This window comes from Pectobacterium sp. F1-1, assembly GCF_025643735.1.
Lineage (GTDB): Bacteria > Pseudomonadota > Gammaproteobacteria > Enterobacterales > Enterobacteriaceae > Pectobacterium > Pectobacterium colocasium.
On record NZ_CP104733.1, the window covers coordinates 555,764 to 577,157 of the forward strand.

Consider the following 21,394-nt stretch of genomic DNA (forward strand, 5'->3'; position numbering starts at 1 on the left):
CGTATCGGCATCAGAACTTATAGCTCACGCCGCCGTATACCGTACGTCCAGACAGGAAGTAGTCGTTGTTGGTGGCAACGTAGTCCCGTTTTTCGTTGGTCAGGTTCGTGAGGCCCAGTTTCAGATCCACGTTTTTAACCGGCGTATAGGTGGCACCGATATCCACGGTATTAAAGCCTCTGGTTCTAAGTACTTCTTTATCACGCAGATATTGGTTGCCCGTGTACTGATAGGATATGTAGGTTGAGAGATTATCCAGCGCCTGCCAGTTCAACTGCGTGTTAACCGTATTTTTCGGCGTTTGTTTCAGACGCTTTCTGGTGGTGCGGTCTTCGGCATCGATGATGGTCCAGTTGGTGGTCCAGTTCAGATCCTCTGTCAGATCGATCCAGAATGAGGTTTCAATCCCCTGAATTCGTGCTTTATTCACGTTTTCATAGGTTCGTGTTAGCGAATTGGTTTGAATCATATCCTTGATGTCATTATCAAATAATGTGACTCCTGCGCCAAATCGCTCAGCCTCGTAGGCGGTACCTAACTCATAACTTATGGCTGTCTCTGGCTTAAGGTCAGGGTTCCCAAGGATAAAGCATGTTCCCTGACAGGAGGCTAAAGCATAACCTTTGACCGACTGCGAAAGTGTTGGGGCTTTATAGGCTTTGCTGACACCGCCTTTTATCACCCAGTTATCGGTCAAACTATACGTTGCATAGGCACGAGGGCTAAATTCTGTTCCGTAGACTTCATGCTGGTCGACACGACCTCCGAAGGTTAATGCCAGATCGCCAAGTTTAAATTCGTCTTGTAAGAAAAGTGCGCCTTGGCTGACATCGATCCCACCATTTTGTAGGTACATGCTATGTTTTAATGATGTCAGCAGGTATTCACCACCGCCAGTCAGCAGATGATCGCCCAGATAGCCAGAAACCTGGCCGTCTATAGTGTGGTTATCCTGACTGATATCTGCTCTGCCACCTTTCAGCTCAGAGTTATCCATCAGATTGACATTTTCATAGTAGTAACGCAGTCGCGTATCGACATTTTCCCAACTGCCGTTGTGCGTCAAGCCAAGTCCTAAACGATCCAGTTTCTGTATATTACGTCTTGCTACGTTACGCACATTCCAATATACGTCACGATCGTCTTTGACATAGGTAGCATCAAAATCCAGACTCTGCTGTTCATCAATCAGCCAGGTCAAGCTACCTAATAGATTGGTATTTTTACGCTCTTCTCGCGCATCGGTGTTGGGGTTTTTCGAGAGCTCTGTACGCCAGGCATCACGTTTGCCACCATCAATAATCAGACTGCCCAGCAGCGTATTGTCTATCAATGGGCCGCTGACGTAGCCGTTTAGGCGGTTATGGTCGCCGCCGGAACCTTCGGTCGGTGCTTCAAAGTTATAGCCGATCTCACCCGTTGCTTTCTCCCCCGGTTGGCGCAGAATTACGTTTACTACACCGCCCAGCGCGTCGGCTCCGTACAGGGATGACATGGGGCCACGGATCACCTCAATACGATCGATGGCGGATACGGGGAGTGAAGTAAGATCAAAATCGTTGGCGTAGTCGCTGGTTAACGCCTCACGCGAGTTAACTCGACGACCATTCACCAGCAGTAGCGTGTAGTCTGCCCGCATGCCACGGATCTTGATCTCGTTACGGCCATAGGTTGATGACGGATTGATGTTAATGCCCGGCAGCTTTTTCACCGCGTCGGAAACGTTATTCACCGACATCTTTTCCAGCTCGGAACGAGTGATGACAGAAACGCTGGCGGGGGCGCTCAGCGTGGTGTGTTTCGTCTGTGTTGCTGTCACGACGATTTTTTCATCTGCCGCGTTTTCTGCCTGTGTAAGTGCAGGCAGTGCCAGTAATCCGGTCATCAGCAGGGCGTGATACACCTTGCTGTGTGGGAAATGATGATGTGAAAAACGACTTTCCGGTTTTAGCTGCATGTCAAAGACCCCATCAAAGAGTGGAAAAAACATCCCCATAAATAAATTGCGTGCTGTGTTGCATGTATTACCGACCACATCGATCGGTTTATTGCCCTATTGTCTGGGCAGGCTGCTGTGAAGCCATCTCCCGGCTGCGTTCAGCCAGCAGTGGAATCAGGCGCATCGTTAGCAGCATGGCGGCCAGCGCAAATACGGCGCTGGCGACGGCGAGCTGTGAGACCCCATCAATTTTTCCTTCAACGGAGGTGCTCAGATAAGCGGCAGAGGCAACGCTGGCAAGCCCTGATGCCACGTTGGCCGCGGTGCCCTGATAGGACATAAACGCGGCGCGCTGATGCGGCAGCGGAATGCCTGCGGTGATCGCCAGCGTGCTGCTGGAGCGGGCTGCGCTGAGCGCCATGAACAGGGTGAACACCAGATACAGGGAAAGCGAAAAGGGCAAAACGAAACCACAGAGGATCACAACGGCCAGCAGCAGCGTCGTCACCACGATCGTCCGGCTGGCATACCCTCGATCCAGCAGGTTGCCGCACAACTGCATGGTTACCATGCTTGCCAGCCCGCCGCAGAGATAAAGCAGGGAAATATCATCCCGCGGGAACGCCAGATTGAACTGAAAGTAGTTGGAAAAATGGGGAATCAGCAGGAAATGGCCGAACATTTGTAGCGAAACCACCGTCAGCCCCAACAGGAAAAGCGGGGAGGCTAGCAGATCGTGCAATACGGAAGTGGGTACTGTGCTGGGAGATGCGCTTGGTTGAGATCGGTGCGTCGGCGGCATGGAAGGAAAGAGCCACAGCACTAACAGCGCCAGCAGCAGGCCGCCGAGGCCGAAAATATAAAACGGCGCTTGCCAGTTAATACGGTGAGCTAACTCCAGCGACAGCGGCATGATGATAATGGCCGCGAGTGAAAAACTCATACCGACGTAGGCCAACTGCTTTCCGCGCTCGTTGGCCGGCACGATATCGACAACCGCCGCCATCAACACGCCAGAGGCCGGCCCGGCCACACAGCCTGCCAGAATAAACAGCACTAAAAGATGGGTTTGGCTGGTGGCAAACATGCAGGCCGCCGTCAGGCTGAAGCGCAGCGTCAGCAGAACGATCAGAGCATGTTTACGGTTAAATCTGTCCAGATAAGGGGCGGCGAGGAAACCGACAATGGCGGAGGCAAACGTTGCGCCACCGCTAATGTAGCCGATGTTCTTGGCATCCATAGACAGGGCGCTGATGAAATCGGGACCTAACGGCATCACCATCATCAGGCTGCCGAGGGAAAGCATGTTGATGAGCAGCGCCAGATGCACAACGGGTCGGGTGTGCTTGCGGTACATGCTTTCATCCATGACGGGCTCACATTTAGACACAGTTAGTAAAATATTCGCGCAGTCTAGCGCAGCTTAATTTTCCTGACAATGAATGATAAGTATTTTCATTATCATCTGTGATGTGGGTTTTATAATCAATACATTCCTATTGCTAACCATTAACCGTTATGAAAGATGCCCAAAAAAATTGATTAACATCAATATAACCCCTATTTAGTGGGCGTGAATAAGCCTTCTGTGGAAGGATTGACCGAACGCGTTACTTCAGTGTAATTTAACTGCGCTTGATATAAATGATAATGATTTTAATAATCATTGGTATTTAATTTGCGAGCGCAGGAGCTGCCTTGTGGATACACTGATTACAGAAGCTGAAACATTTAGCGGGCTAACTTATTCGGAACAGACCGCTTTTTTATATGCATCGGAACACCGTAGCCTTTCGACTTCCGGCTTATTTGAACGTATTTCGTCCCCTGTTTGCGTTCCAGATTCGCACAATGATGGGCTGAGTTCTGCAATCGCGCAGGCGTTCCAGCGGGCGCGTCAGGCAGGGCAGCCGCTGCCTATTGTGGTGGGGGCGATTCCTTTTGATACCACACAACCCTCTAGTCTCTATATCCCTGATAATTATACCGTTACGACGAAATCTGAACTCGTCAGTCGTGCTCGTAAGCAGACGGCGGCAGCACCTGCTGCTCTCACGCTGAACAGCGTTCCAGATGAAGGTCAGTTCAAGTCTATCGTGGCGGAGGCCGTTGAGCGCTTCCGCTGCGGTGAACTGAGCAAAGCGGTACTGTCACGCATTCTGGACATTGAGCTGACGGGTCCGGTTAAGGCGCAAACGATCCTCAACAACCTGATGGTGCAGAACGCGGGTGGCTATCACTTCTCGCTGCCGCTGCCTGATGGTTCCATCTTACTGGGTGCTAGCCCGGAACTGCTGCTGCGTAAGCAGGGCAACGTCATTGTTTCCAACCCGTTGGCGGGATCGGCACGACGGATGAACGATGAACATCTGGATTACCTGAATAGCCAGCGCTTGCTGAATTCCAGCAAAGACAAGCACGAGCACAAGCTGGTGGTGGATGACATTCGTCAACGTCTGATGCCGCTGTGCGCGTCGTTAACGATTCCATCGGCGCCTGCGCTGATGCACACCGCCTCCATGTGGCACTTATCTACCGCCATTAGCGGTGAACTGGTGAACCCAGAGATGACAGCGCTTCAGGTGGCCTGCCAACTGCATCCTACCCCCGCGCTGTGCGGCTTCCCCACGCAGGACGCGCGCCAGTTGATCGCCGAACTGGAACCGCACGATCGCGGCGTATTCAGCGGCATTGTCGGCTGGTGTGATGCCAACGGTGATGGCGAATGGGCGATAGCGATTCGCTGCGGCACCATCAAAAACAATCACGTCCGCCTGTTTGCCGGTGCGGGCATTGTTGAGGCGTCAGTTCCCGAGGATGAATGGGCTGAAACCGCCGCCAAATTAAACACGATGCTGAATGCGTTTGGGCTTAACTCTGGTGTGGATGGACTATGAGCATTGAATTTACGCCCTGGCCAGAGGAACTGGCGCAGCGTTACCGCGAAAAGGGGTACTGGGTCGGTCTGCCGTTGACGGATGCCTGGGAACGCCATTTGACGACGCAACCTGACGCCGTTGCGGTGGTGTGCGGCGAGCGCCAGTGGAGCTATCGGGAGCTGGATCGGCAGGCTTCCGCGCTGGCATCGCGTCTGACGGAAAGCGGCCTGCGCTGTGGTGACACGGCATTGGTGCAGTTGCCGAACGTGGCTGAATTTTACCTGACCTTTTTCGCGTTGCTGAAAATGGGCGTCGCGCCAGTTAACGCGCTGTTCAGCCACAACAAGCTGGAATTGCTGTCATACGCCACGCAGATCGAACCGCGCTTACTGATCGCCTCGGCCGAGCACCCGCTGTTTGGCAACGGCGAGTTTCTGGATCGGCTCCAAACACAGGTTCCCCGCCTGCAAACGGTGGTGATGCTCGGCGACAGTCCGCTGGGGCACAGTCTGTCAGACTGGTTGCAACCGCGCACTTCAGCCAGCCAGTATCAGCCTTCCGCGTCGGGGCAGGTTGCCTTCTTCCAGCTTTCTGGCGGCAGTACCGGTACGCCGAAGCTGATTCCCCGCACCCACGATGATTACTACTACAGCGTGCGCCGCAGCGTGGAAATCTGTGAGCTGACGCCACAAACCCGCTACCTGTGCGCCTTGCCCGCACCGCATAACTTCCCGTTAAGTTCACCCGGTTCGCTCGGCGTGTTTTATGCCGGTGGACGTGTCGTGCTGGCGCCCGATCCAGGGGCGATGACCTGTTTCCCGCTGATCGAACGCCACCAGATCGATATTACCTCGCTGGTGCCGCCCGCTGCCGCATTGTGGATCCAGGCGGCCGAGCAGTTTGGTGGGGCGCTGCATAGCCTGAAGATCTTGCAGGTGGGCGGCGCGAAGCTGAGTGAAGCTGTTGCCCGCCGTATTCCGGCGGTATTGGGCTGCCAGCTACAGCAGGTGCTCGGCATGGCGGAAGGGCTGGTGAACTACACCCGACTGGACGACAGCGACGAGCATATCTTCACCACGCAAGGTTACCCGATGAGCCCGGACGATGAAGTGAAGGTGCTGGATATTGACGGCAATCCGGTGCCGCGAGGCGAAGCCGGGCTGCTGGCGACGCGTGGCCCGTATACCTTCCGTGGCTATTACCGCAGCCCGGAGCATAACGCTCGCGCCTTCGACAGTGAAGGGTTTTACCACTCTGGCGATGTAGTGCAGATGACCGAGGATGGCTACTTGCGCGTGGTCGGGCGAGAGAAAGATCAGATTAACCGCGGTGGTGAAAAGATTGCCGCTGAAGAGATTGAAAACCTGCTGCTCAAGCATGACGGGATTCTTCATGCTGCGCTGGTATCCATGCCCGATCCGATTATGGGCGAAAAGAGCTGCGCTTTTCTGGTAGTCAGCGATCCCACGCTGAAAGCCATTACGTTGAGAAAATATCTTCGCAATCAGGGTATTGCTGAATTCAAACTGCCGGACCGCTTCGAGATGATCGACACCTTGCCCGTTACGCCGGTCGGCAAGATTGATAAGAAATCACTCCGTCAGCGCATCCAGACCCAACTTAGCACTCAAAACCGAACGTAGTATTCAAAACCAATAAGGATTTTGTGATGGCAATCCCTTCTATTGCTTCTTATCCCCTGCCGCGCGCACAGGATTTCCCGGACAACAAGGTTTCCTGGGCGTTTGAGCCTGAGCGCGCGGTGCTGCTGATTCATGACATGCAGGACTATTTCGTGAATTTCTATGGTGCGGACAGCCCGCTGGCGCAGCAGTTGATTGAGAACATTGTGGCGTTGCGAACCTACTGCAAAGCACAGGGAATTCCGGTGGTGTATACCGCGCAGCCGAATGCACAAAGCGCGGCAGACCGGGCGCTGCTGAACGACATGTGGGGCGCAGGGTTGAATAATCACCCTGACAAGCAACGTGTTGTGAGTGCGCTGGCACCGGATGAGCATGACACCGTGCTGGTGAAGTGGCGCTACAGCGCTTTTCACCGTTCGCCGCTGGAACCGATGATGAAGGAGATGGGTAAAGATCAGCTGATTATCTGCGGCGTTTACGGGCATATCGGCTGCATGATTACCGCGACGGATGCCTTCATGCGCGACATCAAGCCATTCATGGTCGGTGATGCGGTGGCGGATTTCTCACTTCAAGAGCACCAGATGGCGCTGAAATATGTGGCGACGCGCGCCGGACGGGTGGTTAGCACGGCGGAACTTACAGGAGCAAAAATGGCACAGGCACTGACAAAACAAGCACTGAGAGCGCACCTGCTGACCTTGATCGACGAAGATGAAGATCAATTCGATGAAGATGAGAACCTGATCGACTACGGTCTGGATTCGGTGCGCATGATGGCGCTGCTGACCGAATGGCGTAATCAGGGCGTCACGCTGAGCTTTGTCGATCTGGCGCGTAACCCCAGCCTGAATGCCTGGTGGGCGCTGATCGAAAAACAGCAGGGAGCCGCATCATGAAGCCGTTGAGCGTTGCGCAGCGTGGGCTGTGGTTAGGCCATGCCCTGAACGATGATAAGGCGACGTTCAACACGGCGGAGTGCATCGCGTTTGATGGCAAAGTCGATATCGAAGCCATGCTAAGCGCGATCCGTCAGGCTGTCATGGAGTGCGAGTGCCTGTACTGCCAATTTGTTGAGGTTGCGGGTGAACAGGCCGACCAGCCGGAGATCGGCTTTGTGGCTTCACAGTTGCCAGTGCCCATCGGCGTGCTGCCGATTAGTGAACTGTTGCCTGTGCCGATGACGGATGAAGAGCAGACAATACGCCAGTGGGCGCGTGAGGAAATTGCCCAGCCGCTGGATTTGCTGAACGGATTACCCTGCCGCTTTGCGCTACTGTGCGGTGAAAAGCGTGATTTTCTTTACAGCTGCGTTCACCACATTGCGCTGGACGGCTTTGGCACCACCATGCTGTTTCAACGCATCGCCCAGATCTATACCGCACTGACGGCGGGGCAACCCGCGCCAGTGGCCGAATTCGGCCCGTTCAGCGAGGTGTTGGAAGAGGAACAGCAGCGTGATGCCTGCGGGCAGACGGCGCAGGCGCGTGATTTCTGGCTGGAAACGCTGAACGCGATGCCGGAACCGGCCAGCTTCAGCGAAAAGAAAGCACCTATCGCGGCGCGGTTTTTACGCCAGAGCAGCGTGTTGCCAGCGGATATCTGGCAGCCGCTGACGGCACTGTGTGAAGGCAACAAAATCAGCTGGCCGGATCTATTTCTGGCGATGCTGGCGACGCACCTCAAGCTGGTGTCCGGCAGCGACAGGCTGACGTTCGGCATGATGGTGATGAACCGTATCGGCTCCGCCTCGCTGACGGTGCCGAGCATGCAGATGAATATCGTGCCGCTGTGCATTCAGGTGGATGAGCAGGCGGACTTTGTCACACTGGCGCAGCAGGTTGCTCGCACCAAACGCACGCTGCGTCGTCATCAGCATTATCGCTATGAGCATTTACGGCGCGATCTGAACCGCGTCGGCGGCGAACAGCGCCTCTTTGGTCCGCTGATCAATATCATGCCGTTCGATCATCCGCTCAATTACGGATCGCTGTCATCCAGCACCCTGAATCTCAGTGCCGGGCCAGTAGAAGATCTGACGATCGAGATCCATTTCAAACCGGATGGTACTCCGGTATTGGATTTTGATGCTAATCCAGCTTGTTACAGCGCGGAAGCGCTTGCCAGCCTGCAAGAAACCCTGTTCACGCTGCTTCAACGCTGGCTGGCACAGCCGCAGCAAACCAGTGGCGAGCTGCTGGGACGCTGGCTGCGTGAAGAACGCGAACTGGCGCTAATCACCAGCCGCGAGCCTGAACCGTTTGCCGAACCGGTTCTGACGGCGATCGCCAAACAGGCGCGTAAAAACCCGAACCATCCGGCGCTGACGCAGCGCGATCGGCAGTATAGCTACCAGCAGTTGCTGGATCTGAGCGGTCAGGCTGCCGCGGCGCTGCATGAGTGCGGCGTTCAGCCCGGCGAACGCATCGGCATTATGCTGAACCGTAGCCCGGAAACCATCATTTGCCTGCTCGCTGTGATGCAGTGCGGCGCAGTATATGTGCCGCTCGATCCTGAACAGCCGCGTGAACGTCAGCAGCACATCATCCAGATTGCCGATCTGCATACGATCGTCACGCAGGCGGACTACCAGCATCGGCTGGCGTCGGTCTTTTCCGGCGAGATCGTTCTGGCGGGGCATCTTCTGTCATCCAACGCGCAAGCCGCCGCGCTGCCGCCTGTTGAAGCGAGAGACGGACAGATTGCTTATGTCATGTTCACCTCGGGATCGACCGGATTGCCGAAAGGCGTGGAGATCGGCGCCAGCGCGTTGGATCACTTCACGGCGGCGGCACGTCAGCGCTACGGCCTGCGTGCGGCGGATCGCGTGCTGCAATTTGCCCCGTTCAATTTTGATGCCAGCATCGAAGAAATTTTTGCCACGCTGACCAGCGGTGCGACGCTGGTGCTGCGCACCGATGAGATGCTGGAATCGATTCCGACCTTTGTCGAACAGGTCGAAGAGCAGGCGATTACGCTGCTCGATCTGCCAACGGCATTCTGGAATGAATGGGTGGTGGGGCTGAAAACCGGCACGCTGACCATGGCTTCCGCACTGCGCGCCATCATCATCGGCGGTGAAGCTGTGTACCCCGAACAGCTGGCGCAGTGGCAGAGTCATGCGCCGAATACGCTGCGCTTAATTAATACCTATGGCCCCACCGAAACCACGGTAGTCGCGACCAGTTGCGATCTGCAAACGCAGTCTGCCGATGTGGTGCAGCTTCCTATTGGTCTGCCGTTGGCGGGCATCAACGCGCTGATTTTGGCGGCGGGCGATCGCCCTGCGGCGGAAGGGGAACTGGTGCTGCTGGGGCCAACGCTGGCGGCGGGTTATATCGGTACAGAACACACGGCGTTTACGCAAATAGCGGTGGGCGATCAGGATCTTCCGGCTTACCGCACCGGCGACAGAGTTCGTCTGGAAAAAGGACAGCTGCTGTACCTCGGGCGTATGGATAACGAGTTTAAAATCAGTGGCTACCGGATCCAGCCTGGGGAAGTCGAAGCCCATCTGCTGGCGCAGCCGGACGTCGATGAAGCCTGTGTACAGGGCATTGTTTACCCCAATGGCTTGCGGCGTCTGGTGGCGTTTGTCGCCACGAAAGCCGGTGAGATCAACGCTCGTGCGCTGAAACAGCGTCTGGGCAGCGTGCTGCCGCCAGCGATGATCCCCACCGATTACCGTGCCTTCCGTCAGTTGCCAAAAACCGGCTCCAACAAGGTCGATCGCAAGCGTCTGCTGGCGGAATACCACGACGAGGCTCCAGCGCAGACGTTAGCCAGCGAAACTGAAAATCGGGTCAGCGCCATCTGGCAGCAGATCCTCGGTGTGTCGGGGATCCAATCGCGGGATAACTTCTTCGAGCTGGGTGGACAGTCATTGCAGACCATCCAGATCGTCAACCGTCTGGCCGCCGAGTTTTCCGTCAGCATCAAGGTGTCTGATGTGTTCGATCATCCTCAGCTCAGCGACTTCTGCCGCTATCTGGACGACAGGCTGTCACAGGATGAAAACAGCGTGGAAATGGTGTGGTAGGGAAAATGATGAACAAGGCACAACCTCTTCAGTTTGATTTCAGCGGCAAGAGCGTCTGGGTAACCGGTGCGGCGAGCGGTATTGGCGAAAGCATTGCCCGCCAGTTCGTTGCGCTGGGCGCGAACGTGGTCGGTTTCGACCGCGCATTCCGACATGACGATCATCCGTTTAGCTGTGTGACGCTGGATATCAGCGAACCGGACAGTGTGGCGGCGGTCTGTCGCCAGCAGTTGGCGGAAACCGGGCTAGACGTTCTGGTCAACGCCGCTGGGATTCTGCGTTTGGGCGATATCGACGCGCTGAGCGTGGACGACTGGCACCAGTGCATCAACGTCAACGCCTCTGGCGCGTTTTACCTGTTAAACGCACTGGTCCCGCATTTCAAGCAGCAGCGCCGCGGTGCGATTGTTTGCGTTGGTTCCAATGCCGCTCATGTTCCCCGCATGCAAATGGCGGCGTACTGTGCCTCGAAAGCGGCGCTCACCAGCCTGTCTCACTGTGCGGGTCTGGAGTTAGCGCCTTACGGCGTGCGCTGCAATCTGGTGTCGCCGGGATCGACGGACACGCCGATGCAGCGCGGCATGTGGCACAGCGCCGGTGCTGAGCAGCGCACTATCGCGGGCTTTCCTGACCAGTACAAACTGGGGATTCCGCTGGGCAAGATCGCTCAGCCGGAAGAGATCGCCAATACCGTGGTTTTTCTGGCTTCCGATCTCGCCAGCCACATCACCATGCAGGATGTGGTGGTGGACGGCGGGGCAACGCTGACGGCCTGATTTGCTGAGAGAGTGACAAGTTATGAAAGATATCGTAACGCTGTTAAAGCAGCTGGAGCGTCAGGGCGTCCGTCTGGCGTTAAATGCGCAGGGGCAGTTGATTTCGCAGTCCAGCAAAGACGCGATCACGCCAGAGATTGGGCGCACGATTAAGGAAAACAAAGACGCCATTGTGCGTTGCCTGACGGCGCAGCAGGCGTTTGAACGCCCCATCACGCCGCAGAATGCGACGTCCGGCCCGCTGTCGTCATCACAGAGCGGACTGTGGTTTATCGAGCAGTACGAAGAGCAATCACACCTCTACAATATGCCGGTCTATTTTCGTCTGACCGGCACGCTGGATGTGGCGGCGCTGGAGTTTGCCTTTGACGCACTGGCGCAGCGTCATGCCAGCCTGCGTACCCGTTTTGTGGTCAACGAACACGGCAAGGGCGAACAGCGTATCGATGCCTATCAACCGTTTGTGATACAGCATGATGATTTCTCATCACTGCCGGAAGACGAACGGGAAGGACGCTTACAGCAGCAGGTGAAAGCGGAAATCAGCCGCCCGTTCGATCTCACGGCGGGCGATCTCACTCGTGTGCGGCTGGTGAAAATGAGCGAACGGGTGCACGTTCTGATGATCACCCAGCACCATATTATTTCCGATGGTTGGTCGGTGAAGAATATGTTTGCGGATTTCAAACCGGCTTTTCTGGCCTGTCAAAATCGCCAGCCTTACCCCGTCGAGCCGACCCAGCTTAACTATATCGATTACGCACACTGGTTCAATTCCGCCTCGTTTCTGGATTACCACAACGAATTCAAACCGTTCTGGGTTGAGCGACTGACGGGGATCCCCGAAGTTCACAGCCTACCGTTGGATAAACCACGTCCGGCGCACCAGAATAGCGGCGGTGAGGTGATTTTCTCCGCGATCAACAACGATCTGTGGGATAAATTCAAGCGCCTGTGCCAGCGCTACAATACCTCTAACTTTATCGGCCTGCATGCGGTGTTCTCTCTGCTGTTGGCGCGCATCAGCGGTGAAAAAGACATCGTCATTGGTTCGCCGCTGGCCTACCGCGAACGACCGGATATCGAAGATGTCGTCGGCTTCTTCGTCAACACCATCGTGCTGCGTACTCAGTTGCAGGACAGCCAGCGTTTCGTCGATTACCTGCAATATTGCCGCGAGCAGGATCTGTCGGCCTTCGATCATCAGCTTTATCGTTTTGAAGCGCTGAGCGAGGCGATCGGTTCCGATCGCACCACCGCGATCAACCCGATCTTCCAGGTAATGCTGGTGTATCAGGCTAAAGTGGATTTCAACGATCTGATTCCCGGTTGCGATGCGGAGGAAGAGACTTCACCCGTGCTGCCCGCCAAGACGGACATTTCGGTTAAGGTGACGGAGCTGATGGGCGAGGTGCGGCTGGACTGGCTGTTTGCCACAGCATTGTTTGAACGCCAGACGATCCAGTATTATGCCGATCGCTTTATCCGGCTGATTGAGGCCGTGGTTGAGGCTCCGGAAACCGACGTCTGGCATCTGCCGCTGATGGAAGCGGATCGCTTTGCTGCCGTGTTGGCGGAAAGTCAGCAACTGCCGCGTAGCTATCCGCAGCCACAGCTGACGGTAACCGACGTGATTGAAGCCATCGCCCAGCGCGATCCTCAGCAACTGGCGATAGCCTTTGATGGCGAACAGCGCACGGATACGCTGACGTATGCCGAACTGAACAGGCAGTCGAATCAACTGGCGCACTGGCTGCACCGTCAGGGGCTGGGTGAACAATCGCTGGTTGGCGTGCTGGCGAAACGCGATCGTTATTTTGTCATTGCGCTGCTGGCCGTCTGGAAAGCAGGAGCCGCCTATGTGCCGCTGGATCCCGATTATCCGCCGGAGCGGCTGCGCCACATCATTACCGATGCCAATCTTGCCGTGATTCTCGGCGGCGATGGGCAACAGCTGGCGCAGTGGTCCGCGGAGCAGTGTATCGATCTGACCGATCCGGCCATTGTTGCGCAGTGGCACGATCTATCAGGTGATGAACCACCGGCCATTCCGCGCCACGCGCAGCAACTGGCGCAGGTGATCTACACCTCGGGATCGACTGGCTTGCCGAAGGGCGTCATGATCGAACACGGCTCGCTGATCAATCTGCTGGACGATCATCGCGATCGCATTGCGTTCACGTCGCAAAGCACGATGTTCAACTGCATGTCGCTCTCGTTTGACGCCGGTAACATGACGACGCTGCTGCCGCTGAGCAGCGGCGGCACGCTGGCGTTTGGCGAACCTAACGATCGGGCGATTGTGCATGCCGAACAGGCGGGCGCGACGCACCTGATCCTGCCGACGGCGCTAATGTCGATTCTCGATCCGAAGCAGGTTAACGGTATTCAAGCCATTGGTATGGGCGGTGAAGCCTGTCCGAACGCCGTGGTGGAAAACTGGGCCGACAAGGTCGCGCTGTACAACATGTACGGGCCGACGGAATGTACCGTCACCGCGTTGAGCACCCGCTTGCGTAAAGGTCAGCCCGTCACCATCGGTCAGCCCATCGCTCATATTCAGGCGCTGATTTTGGACGCTGCCGGGCAACTGTGTCCGGCGGGCGTGCCGGGCGAGCTGTGCCTTGCGGGGCTTGGGCTGGCGCGTGGCTACCTCAACCAACCGCAGATGACGGCCAGCCGCTTTGAACACATTACGCTGAACGATGTGAACCATACCGGACAAGGTACAGCGACGCTGCGCATTTATCGCACGGGTGATAAGGCCAGGCTGTTGAACAACGGTGACTATGAATACTGTGGCCGTATTGATGAGCAGATCAAACTACGCGGTTACCGCATTGAGCCGGGTGAGATCGAGGCACAGCTGGCGGCGGTCTGTCCGTCTTTGAAACAGGTTAAAGTCATCGTGGCGCAGGTGGGGAACCGTCCGGCGCTGGTTGCCTATGGCACGGTGAAAGCCGACAGCAGCACGCCGGAACCTGCCGCTGTCCTGATTGATGTCGCGAAGCACCTGCCGGAATACATGGTGCCGTTCCGGCTGATTTTGCTGGAAGTCATGCCGCTGACGCCAAACGGCAAGCTCGATATGAAACAGCTGCCGCCAGTGCTGGAAGCCAGCGAAGGCGACGGGGAAGCCGATAACCCGCTGGAAGCGGACGTGCTGGCGATTTGGCGCAGCGTGCTGAATACGCCGCTGGGCGTGGAGGATGATTTCTTCCGCTTAGGCGGCGATTCGATCCTCAGTATTCAACTGACGACGCGCCTGCGCAGCGCGGGCTACGCCTGCACGGTGAAGGATGTTTTCGAGGCGAAAAGCGTGCGGCGTCTGTGCCGCGTGCTGGCGCAGAACAACCGCGACACGGGTATTGTGGCGGAGCAGGGCATGCTGGAAGGTGAGTTCGCGCTGCTGCCGATTCAGCGCTGGTTTATGAAACAACCGCTGGCACGTCCTGAACACTGGAATCAGGCGGCGATGATTCAACTGCCTGACGTGGATACCGAACGCCTGACCACGATGTTGCAGGCGCTGATGGCACAACATGACGCGTTGCGTCTGGCCTGTGATGCCGATGGGCAGCGCTATCTGACGGAAGTGTCTTTCCCTGCGGTGTCGATGCTGGATTATCGCCAGCTTGGCGACGACGGCCTGCAACAGGCGTTTACCGCGTTGCAGCGTGAATTCGACCCTGCGCAGGGAAGAACGATGGCCTGTGCGCTGGTGCGTCATCATCCGCAGGCGGACACTGCCTTGTTCCTTGCTTTCCACCATCTGGTGATTGATGCCGTGTCCTGGCGCATTCTGGTTGATGACCTGGAACGGCTGTACCTCGGTGAACCGCTGTCGCCGAAAACGTCGAGCTATCGCCAGTGGGGCACGGCGCTGCACCACTACGCTACGCAACATGCAGAACAGTTAGCGTACTGGCAGGCGCAGGAAGACGGGGGTGATCAGACGGCGCTACTGGCGGCGAAAGATCCGCAAGGCCATGCCAGTGCGGCGATGCTGACGCTGGATGCCGAAACCACAGGCCAACTGGTGAGCGAGGCGAATCGTGCCTTTAATACCGAAGTCAGTGATTTGCTGCTGGCGGCGCTGACCCGCACGTTAAACGAGCTTGGCTGGGGTGACAACGCACGCATCATGCTGGAAGGGCATGGTCGCGAAGCGATTGATCCGACGCTGGATGTTAGTCGTACGGTCGGGTGGTTTACCAGCACCTATCCGGTGTGCCTGCAAGATAAACCTGACTGGGCTTCCCTGATTAAATCCAGCAAGGAACAGCTGCGTCAGGTGCCGGATAAAGGCGTCGGATTTAACCCGCTGCGCGACTACCATCCGCAAGGCAGCTCGCTGACGTTGTCGCCGATTGTGTTCAACTATCTTGGACTGTCCGTTCAGGCGGCTGGTGTGTGGCGTCCGGTGGATGTCGCACCGGGCTGCTGTGTCTCACCAGAGAATAAACCTGAGGAGATAATCAGCCTCCACGGTGGTATTGCGGGCGGGCAACTCACGCTGCGTCAGGTCGGTTGCCTCAATCAGCATGACAGTGACCGCCTGATGGTGCGGCTGACGGAAAATATCCGTGCGCTGACGGCAGCTTGTCTGGCACAGCTACGCCACGGCACCGTCTTTACCCCTAGCGATTTCCCTGCGGTTATGCTGAGTCAGACACCGCTCGATAGCCTGTCGCAGCGTTATGACATCGACACGCTGTTGCCGCTGTCATCGCTCCAGCAGTCGATGCTGTATCACCGCCTGCGCTGTCCGCAGGACGATGCCTATCATCTGCAAACGCCGGTTCGCTATGCACAGGCGCTGGACGTGGAAGGCTATCGTCAGGCCTGGCAGCGTCAGATTCAGCGGTTCCCGGCACTGCGTGCCGCGCTGGAAAGCGAACAGGCCAGCGTACAGGTGATTGTGAAGCAGGCAGAGCTGCCTTTCTACTATCAGGATGTCGCGCAGGAGGCCGATCCACAGGCGGTCATTGAACGCTATCGCCAGCAGGATTTACGCACCGGATTTGATTTGTCACAGCCGCCGCTGTTGCGCATTGCCTGTTTCCGCGTGGGTGAACAGGATTATCGGGTACTGCTGAGCTGTCACCACAGCATCATTGATGGCTGGAGCGGCCCACAGCTGCTGGGCGCGGTACACCGTGACTATCAACTGCTGATGAACGGGCAAGCATTAATACACGGTGAAGCGCCAGCGATTCAGGTGGATCGCGCCTATGTGGATTATGCACTGCATGCCGTGGCGCAGCAGCCTGCCGTCGATGCCTTCTGGCAGCAGCGTCAGCCGCTGCTGGCGCAGACGAACGACGTGGCGATGCTGTTTGCGGCGACGGGGAAACGCGCCGATCTCAGCCAGCATCTGACGCAGGTTGAACCGCAGGTCACCGGTGTGAGCCTGAATGAACAGGATCAGGCGACGCTAACCGCCTTTGCCCGTGAAGTGGGCGTTACGCACAGCATTATCGCGCAATATGCCTGGCACCGGCTGCTGGCGCGCTCGACTGGCGATGCAGTCAGCATTGTCGGCAACGTGCTGTCAGGCAGGGAAAGTCCGGTGGAGGGCGTGGCGAGCAGCGTGGGTCTGTATATCAACAGCCTGCCGCTGGCGCTGAGCTGGCAGCAGCCGGTATCGCTACAACAGCATCTGGTGCAGTTGCAGAATGAGCTGATGGCGATGAATCAGCATGCCACGCAGTCGCTGATTGCCCTGACAGCCGGACGTCCGCGTCTGTTTAATAGCCTGTTCGTTTATGAAAACTACCCTGTTAATGAAAATCGGCCCGGAGCAAAGGAGGAGCAAGGTGAACGTGCTGACGACCCGCATCGGCTATCTCCCGAGTTTTCAGCCGCCTATGAAAAAGTCGAGATGCCGCTGAATCTGGTGGTGCGTGAGCAGGCGGGCTGCATGCTGCTGCGCTTCGAGTTTGACGCCGATGTGCTGGACAGTGCGCAGGCGCGTCGGGTGCTGATGCGCTGGCATGACGAAGTGGTGGCGCTGGTGAATAGCTCACCGCAGCAGCCAACTGAGATCGTTGGACATAATAAGGTGGCAGATGCAGCGATGAGGCAGGTTGCCATGCAGGATAGCCGCGCTGGTTCGCCTGACACACCGTCAGCCCAGTCGTTGTTACGCGTGTGGGCGCAGACGCTGAAACGCAGTGAATCCGGCCTCTGGTCGCAGACGCTGTGTGAAAGCGGTGTTGATTCGCTCCAGCGTATTGCGCTGGCACAGGCATTGAGCCGCGCATTAGCGCAGCCGGTGAGTGTGGCGCTCTTGCAGCGTTACCCGTCACCGCAGGCACTGAGCGGATATCTGGCACAGTCGAAGGTGACCGCCAATGAGGGAACGCTGTCATGACAGGGAATGATGAAGCAGTGGAGAACCCGCTGGCGGATATCCAACAGCCCACGGCCTTCGGGCAGCGGGTAGGTGCCGCGCATGGTGAACAGTGCCACAGCAGTGAACTGCCCCGACAATATCCTACGTCGCTGGTGAGTGCGGCATGGAGCTGGCTGCTGTACAAATACAGCGGTGAAGAGCAGGTGTGTGCTGCGCTCGTCAAGTGCGATCTTCCTGACCACGTAAGACCGCTGATCGCGCATTTTCACCAGCGCGATCGTCTTGTGAGCGAGTGGATCGCAGCAGTGGGATCGTTGTGCGATCCGTTGTCTGCGCCAGAGATTCCGGCAGCCGACACGCAGCATGCGCTGTTTAGCAGCCTGCTGATCGTGGGGGAAATGGCATCGTTACCTGTGGTTGTACAAAAAGCGGCGCAAAGCGTGGCGCTGATCGTACAGGTTCAGAACGATCGATTGATTCTGACGGCACCTGACGGGCAGTTTGATAACCATCAGCTACAGCGCATTGCCCGCCATCTTATTCAGCTACTCGATGGACTGCTGGCACCGCGTTGGGAGCATCTGGCACAGATTCGCCTCAGTCCGCGGGTGGTGCCGCTACCGCACAGGGCGACGACGCCTGCTCTGCACGATGAGCTGTTGGCGCATCTTACTCAGGAAGAACGTCAGGAGCGTGTGGCCATTCGCTTTCAGGAACGTGAAATCAGCTATCGGGAACTGTTGCAACGCGTTGCGCTGATTCAACAGGTGCTGGCTGCGCAGGGTATCACGGCTGGTCAGCGCGTGGGGCTGCATCTGAGCCGTCAGCCTGACACCGTGGCGGCGCTGCTGGCCTGCCTGTTTTCTCAGGTGGCGTTTGTGCCGCTGGAGCCGGATTTTCCGGGGGAACGCCTACAGGCGATTCAGCAGGAAGCGGCACTAGCCGCAGTCTTGCAGGACAGTTACACCGGCGGTTCGCTGGCGTTTGACTGCCCGATCCTGAACCTCGGCGATTTACCGTATGCCGCCAGCGATGCCGCCGCGAGCGTACAGTTGGCACGGACGGAGGGCGCGGAAACGGCGGCCTACATGATGTTTACTTCCGGTTCGACGGGGAAACCAAAAGGCGTCGTGATTGGTCAGCGGGCACTGCAAACCTTTATTCATGCCAGCACCGCGCGGCTGGATTTAACGCATCAAGCCAACTGGCTGCTGATTACTACGCTGGCGTTCGATATCTCCATGTTGGAAGTGTTTGCGCCGCTGTGGGTCGGCGGCGTGTTGCACCTGACCACGCATGAGGAATACAAAGATCCACAGGCGGTCGCGGCGTATTTGCAGGCTCGACCGAACATCAATGTCTTGCAGGCCACGCCCGCGTTTTGGCGCATGATGTTTAAAGCCGGTTGGCAGGGTAAACCCGATCTGGTGGCGCTGTGCGGCGGTGAAGCGCTGGATCTGCGGCTGGCGCAGCGTCTGGTCAGCCGTTGCAGGACGCTATGGAATTGCTATGGGCCAACCGAAGCGACGATCTGGTCGCAGATGGCACAGATCGATAGCACAGCGTTAGAGAATCAGCATACGGTTGCACTGGGTAACACGCTGGCGGGCTATCAGCATCTGGTGATCGATGACGATCGCCATCCACTGGTGGAAGGAATGGTCGGCGAACTGTGCATTCTCGGTGAGGCGCTGAGCGGCGGGTATTGGCAGCGTGACGATCTGACGCAGGATCGTTTTATTCAGCAGGTGGAATCCGGGCAGCGAATGTATCGCACCGGCGATAAAGTCCGGCTGCTGGCGGACGATCGTTATCAGTATCTTGGTCGCTTCGACGATCAGGTAAAATTACGGGGATTTCGCATCGAGTTAGGGGAGATCGAGGCGCAGTTGAAACAGATCGAGCAGGTGCAGGATGCGGCCGTCAAACTTCAGGGAGAGGGAGATGAGGCGGTGCTGGTCGGCTACGTGGAGTATAAACCCAGCTCAGAGATGACCAAACTGGCGCTGCGCAAACAGCTGCATCAGTTCTTACCGGCGTACATGGTGCCGGGGCGTATTGTGGTGCTTGATAAGCTGCCGAAAACCGGCAGCGGTAAAGTCGATCGTAAACGCCTGACGGACGTCTGAAAAGTGAGAGGGCAGCGCCGCTGCCCTCTCACTATCGTGTAACAATGGCATTCTCAGGTACGGCAATGTTATGTATCAGAAAGATTGCAACGTATTGATTTTTCCCTGTTGCCAGTTGCCTTCAGCCTGGCGTAGAGACTGACTAATATCCGCAAGATTACTGGACGGCAGCGTTTTTGGCAGCAAATCCAGTCCGATCGTCGAGAGGATTTGTCCGTAGGTATTACGTAGCTCTGCATAGGCCAGGTCCTGACGCAAACTGGCGTTGAGGGCATTGAGTTCACCTTGAATCAACTGCAATTCACCAATGCTGTTGGCCTTGTAGCGGTTTCTCAGTTGTTCGACGATTTGGGTGTCGAGATCGCGCAATTCCGCACTGGTCTTGTACTGCCGCTGCGCCTCATTGAAGTTGGCTCGGGCGATGTACAACTGCGCCATAATCGCCAGTGACATCGCCTGACGCTGTACTTCCGATACGGATTCATTAGCCTGCGCCGTTTTGTATGCTGCCGGCCCCGAGATAAGGTTAAAAAGATTCCAGGTCACCTTCACCCCAACATCTGCCCAACTCTGATTCGTGATGAAGGAGTTGCTGTCGTAGTGACCTCCTGCGCTAATTTCTAGCCCTGGCAGCATACGCAGTAGTGATTTGCGCGTTTCTGCTGCACGGATGCGTGTTTGGTAATCCTGTTCTCTCAGCTCGGGACGGTTGAGCAGTGCACTCTGTTCTAGCGTTTTGATATCCACATTCAACTGTGGCACCGCCATATCATGACTATCTGGTAATGCCAGCGTATACGCGGTGTCTAATGGCAGATTCATCAGGGTCGCCAGTTCAGTTTTCGCTAACGACAAGGCACGTCGTTGCTCTTCTAGCTGACGGGTGGCATCAATAAGTGCACGACGGTAGCTGAGTACCTCAATAGGATCGCCAATCTGTTGCGTGCTCATGCTTTCGCTGGCCACACGTGCCTGATTGACGCGATCTATCAGGCTATCAATGCGGCCAAGTAAACGTTCTGCCGTGACAGCGCGCCAATATGCTGAGCGCACATCCTGAAGGATGGTGTGAACGACCTTGCGCTTACGTTCGTCGGCTATCCAGCGCTGGTCGGCCTTTTGTTTGGCACCGACGTAGCTGACGCCAAAATCGAGAACGTTCCATACCATCGTCAGGTCGGCGACCTCGCGCTCACGATCCAGAGATGTCGAAGGGGCTAATGATTGTGCGCCAGTAGCAATATTTGTACTGCTGGAGGCACTGGTATTGCTACGTCCGACGTAGCCTGCTGACATCGCGACTTGAGGCAGCATGTCGTAGCGTGCAAGTTCCAACTGCTGTTGTGATAGCGCTTGTTCCATCACACGGAGACGTGCTTCCAGGTTGTACTTGAGCGCTCTTGCCATCGCATCGTAAAGCGTAATGGACGTCGTAACGGGCTCTTGCTCGCTGAACATGGCGCTTCTATCCTGCTGGATACGCTGTTCACTTTGCTCTTTTGATATAGGTTGGCTGGTAACGGCACAACCGCTCACGGCCATCATGACAAGACTGAGGCTGAAAAACTTCCGACCCTTTGACACTATTCCGCCCTTTATCTTGTCCGTATTTGTTGTTTTCATGGTTG

General features: G+C 56.6%; 10 protein-coding genes. 7 read left to right on the top strand and 3 right to left on the bottom strand.

Going from position 1 to position 21,394, the window contains the following annotated elements; translation table 11 throughout:
• Positions 1-10: 10 nt before the first annotated feature.
• Entirely contained in the window at positions 11-1,957 is a 1,947-nt protein-coding gene (locus NAL19_RS02550; RefSeq protein WP_263058666.1) for a TonB-dependent receptor domain-containing protein, read from the bottom strand.
• Positions 1,958-2,045: 88 nt separating this feature from the next.
• Positions 2,046-3,308 (bottom strand): MFS transporter, encoded by a 1,263-nt coding sequence (locus NAL19_RS02555; protein ID WP_263058667.1) that lies wholly within the window; start codon positions 3,306-3,308, stop codon positions 2,046-2,048.
• Positions 3,309-3,639: 331 nt separating this feature from the next.
• Between NAL19_RS02555 and NAL19_RS02560 the strand changes: the two genes are divergently transcribed.
• Genes NAL19_RS02560 through NAL19_RS02590 form a run of 7 tightly spaced genes read left to right on the top strand, consistent with a single transcriptional unit; the run spans position 3,640 to position 19,766 of the window.
• Positions 3,640-4,836 carry an isochorismate synthase MenF gene (locus NAL19_RS02560; protein ID WP_263058668.1) on the top strand — a complete coding sequence of 399 codons (1,197 nt, stop codon included), beginning with the start codon at positions 3,640-3,642 and terminating at the stop codon, positions 4,834-4,836.
• A complete protein-coding gene (locus NAL19_RS02565) occupies positions 4,833-6,461 on the top strand; it encodes a (2,3-dihydroxybenzoyl)adenylate synthase (protein ID WP_263058669.1) in 1,629 nt (542 codons plus the stop codon). Before NAL19_RS02560 ends, NAL19_RS02565 begins: the two co-directional genes overlap by 4 nt.
• A 26-nt stretch (positions 6,462-6,487) precedes the next feature.
• Entirely contained in the window at positions 6,488-7,363 is an 876-nt protein-coding gene (locus NAL19_RS02570) for an isochorismatase (RefSeq protein ID WP_263058670.1), read from the top strand.
• Entirely contained in the window at positions 7,360-10,503 is a 3,144-nt protein-coding gene (locus NAL19_RS02575) for an amino acid adenylation domain-containing protein (RefSeq protein WP_263058671.1), read from the top strand. Before NAL19_RS02570 ends, NAL19_RS02575 begins: the two co-directional genes overlap by 4 nt.
• A gap of 5 nt (positions 10,504-10,508) precedes the next feature.
• A complete protein-coding gene (gene dhbA, locus NAL19_RS02580) occupies positions 10,509-11,279 on the top strand; it encodes a 2,3-dihydro-2,3-dihydroxybenzoate dehydrogenase (RefSeq protein WP_263058672.1) in 771 nt (256 codons plus the stop codon).
• 22 nt (positions 11,280-11,301) lie between these two features.
• Positions 11,302-17,655: a non-ribosomal peptide synthetase gene (locus NAL19_RS02585; protein ID WP_263058673.1), complete on the top strand. Its 6,354-nt coding sequence runs from the start codon at positions 11,302-11,304 to the stop codon at positions 17,653-17,655.
• Complete coding sequence (locus tag NAL19_RS02590; protein WP_263058674.1) at positions 17,652-19,766, top strand: amino acid adenylation domain-containing protein; 2,115 nt, start codon at positions 17,652-17,654, stop codon at positions 19,764-19,766. The genes NAL19_RS02585 and NAL19_RS02590 overlap by 4 nt, the downstream gene beginning before the upstream one ends.
• A 75-nt stretch (positions 19,767-19,841) precedes the next feature.
• On the opposite strand, the gene NAL19_RS02595 is transcribed toward NAL19_RS02590, so the two are convergent.
• Positions 19,842-21,350, bottom strand: coding sequence for a TolC family protein (locus NAL19_RS02595; protein WP_263058675.1), 1,509 nt, complete (start codon positions 21,348-21,350; stop codon positions 19,842-19,844).
• Positions 21,351-21,394 lie beyond the last annotated feature (44 nt).

What these genes read in the sequence shown, in the direction of transcription:
- NAL19_RS02565 (WP_263058669.1), top strand. Translation starts at nt 4,833, where the DNA reads ATGAGCATTGAATTTACGCCCTGGCCAGAGGAACTGGCGCAGCGTTAC.
- NAL19_RS02590 (WP_263058674.1), top strand. Translation starts at nt 17,652, where the DNA reads ATGACAGGGAATGATGAAGCAGTGGAGAACCCGCTGGCGGATATCCAA.
- dhbA (WP_263058672.1), top strand. Translation starts at nt 10,509, where the DNA reads ATGATGAACAAGGCACAACCTCTTCAGTTTGATTTCAGCGGCAAGAGC.
- NAL19_RS02585 (WP_263058673.1), top strand. Translation starts at nt 11,302, where the DNA reads ATGAAAGATATCGTAACGCTGTTAAAGCAGCTGGAGCGTCAGGGCGTC.
- NAL19_RS02550 (WP_263058666.1), bottom strand. Translation starts at nt 1,957, where the DNA reads ATGCAGCTAAAACCGGAAAGTCGTTTTTCACATCATCATTTCCCACAC.
- NAL19_RS02555 (WP_263058667.1), bottom strand. Translation starts at nt 3,308, where the DNA reads ATGGATGAAAGCATGTACCGCAAGCACACCCGACCCGTTGTGCATCTG.
- NAL19_RS02575 (WP_263058671.1), top strand. Translation starts at nt 7,360, where the DNA reads ATGAAGCCGTTGAGCGTTGCGCAGCGTGGGCTGTGGTTAGGCCATGCC.
- NAL19_RS02570 (WP_263058670.1), top strand. Translation starts at nt 6,488, where the DNA reads ATGGCAATCCCTTCTATTGCTTCTTATCCCCTGCCGCGCGCACAGGAT.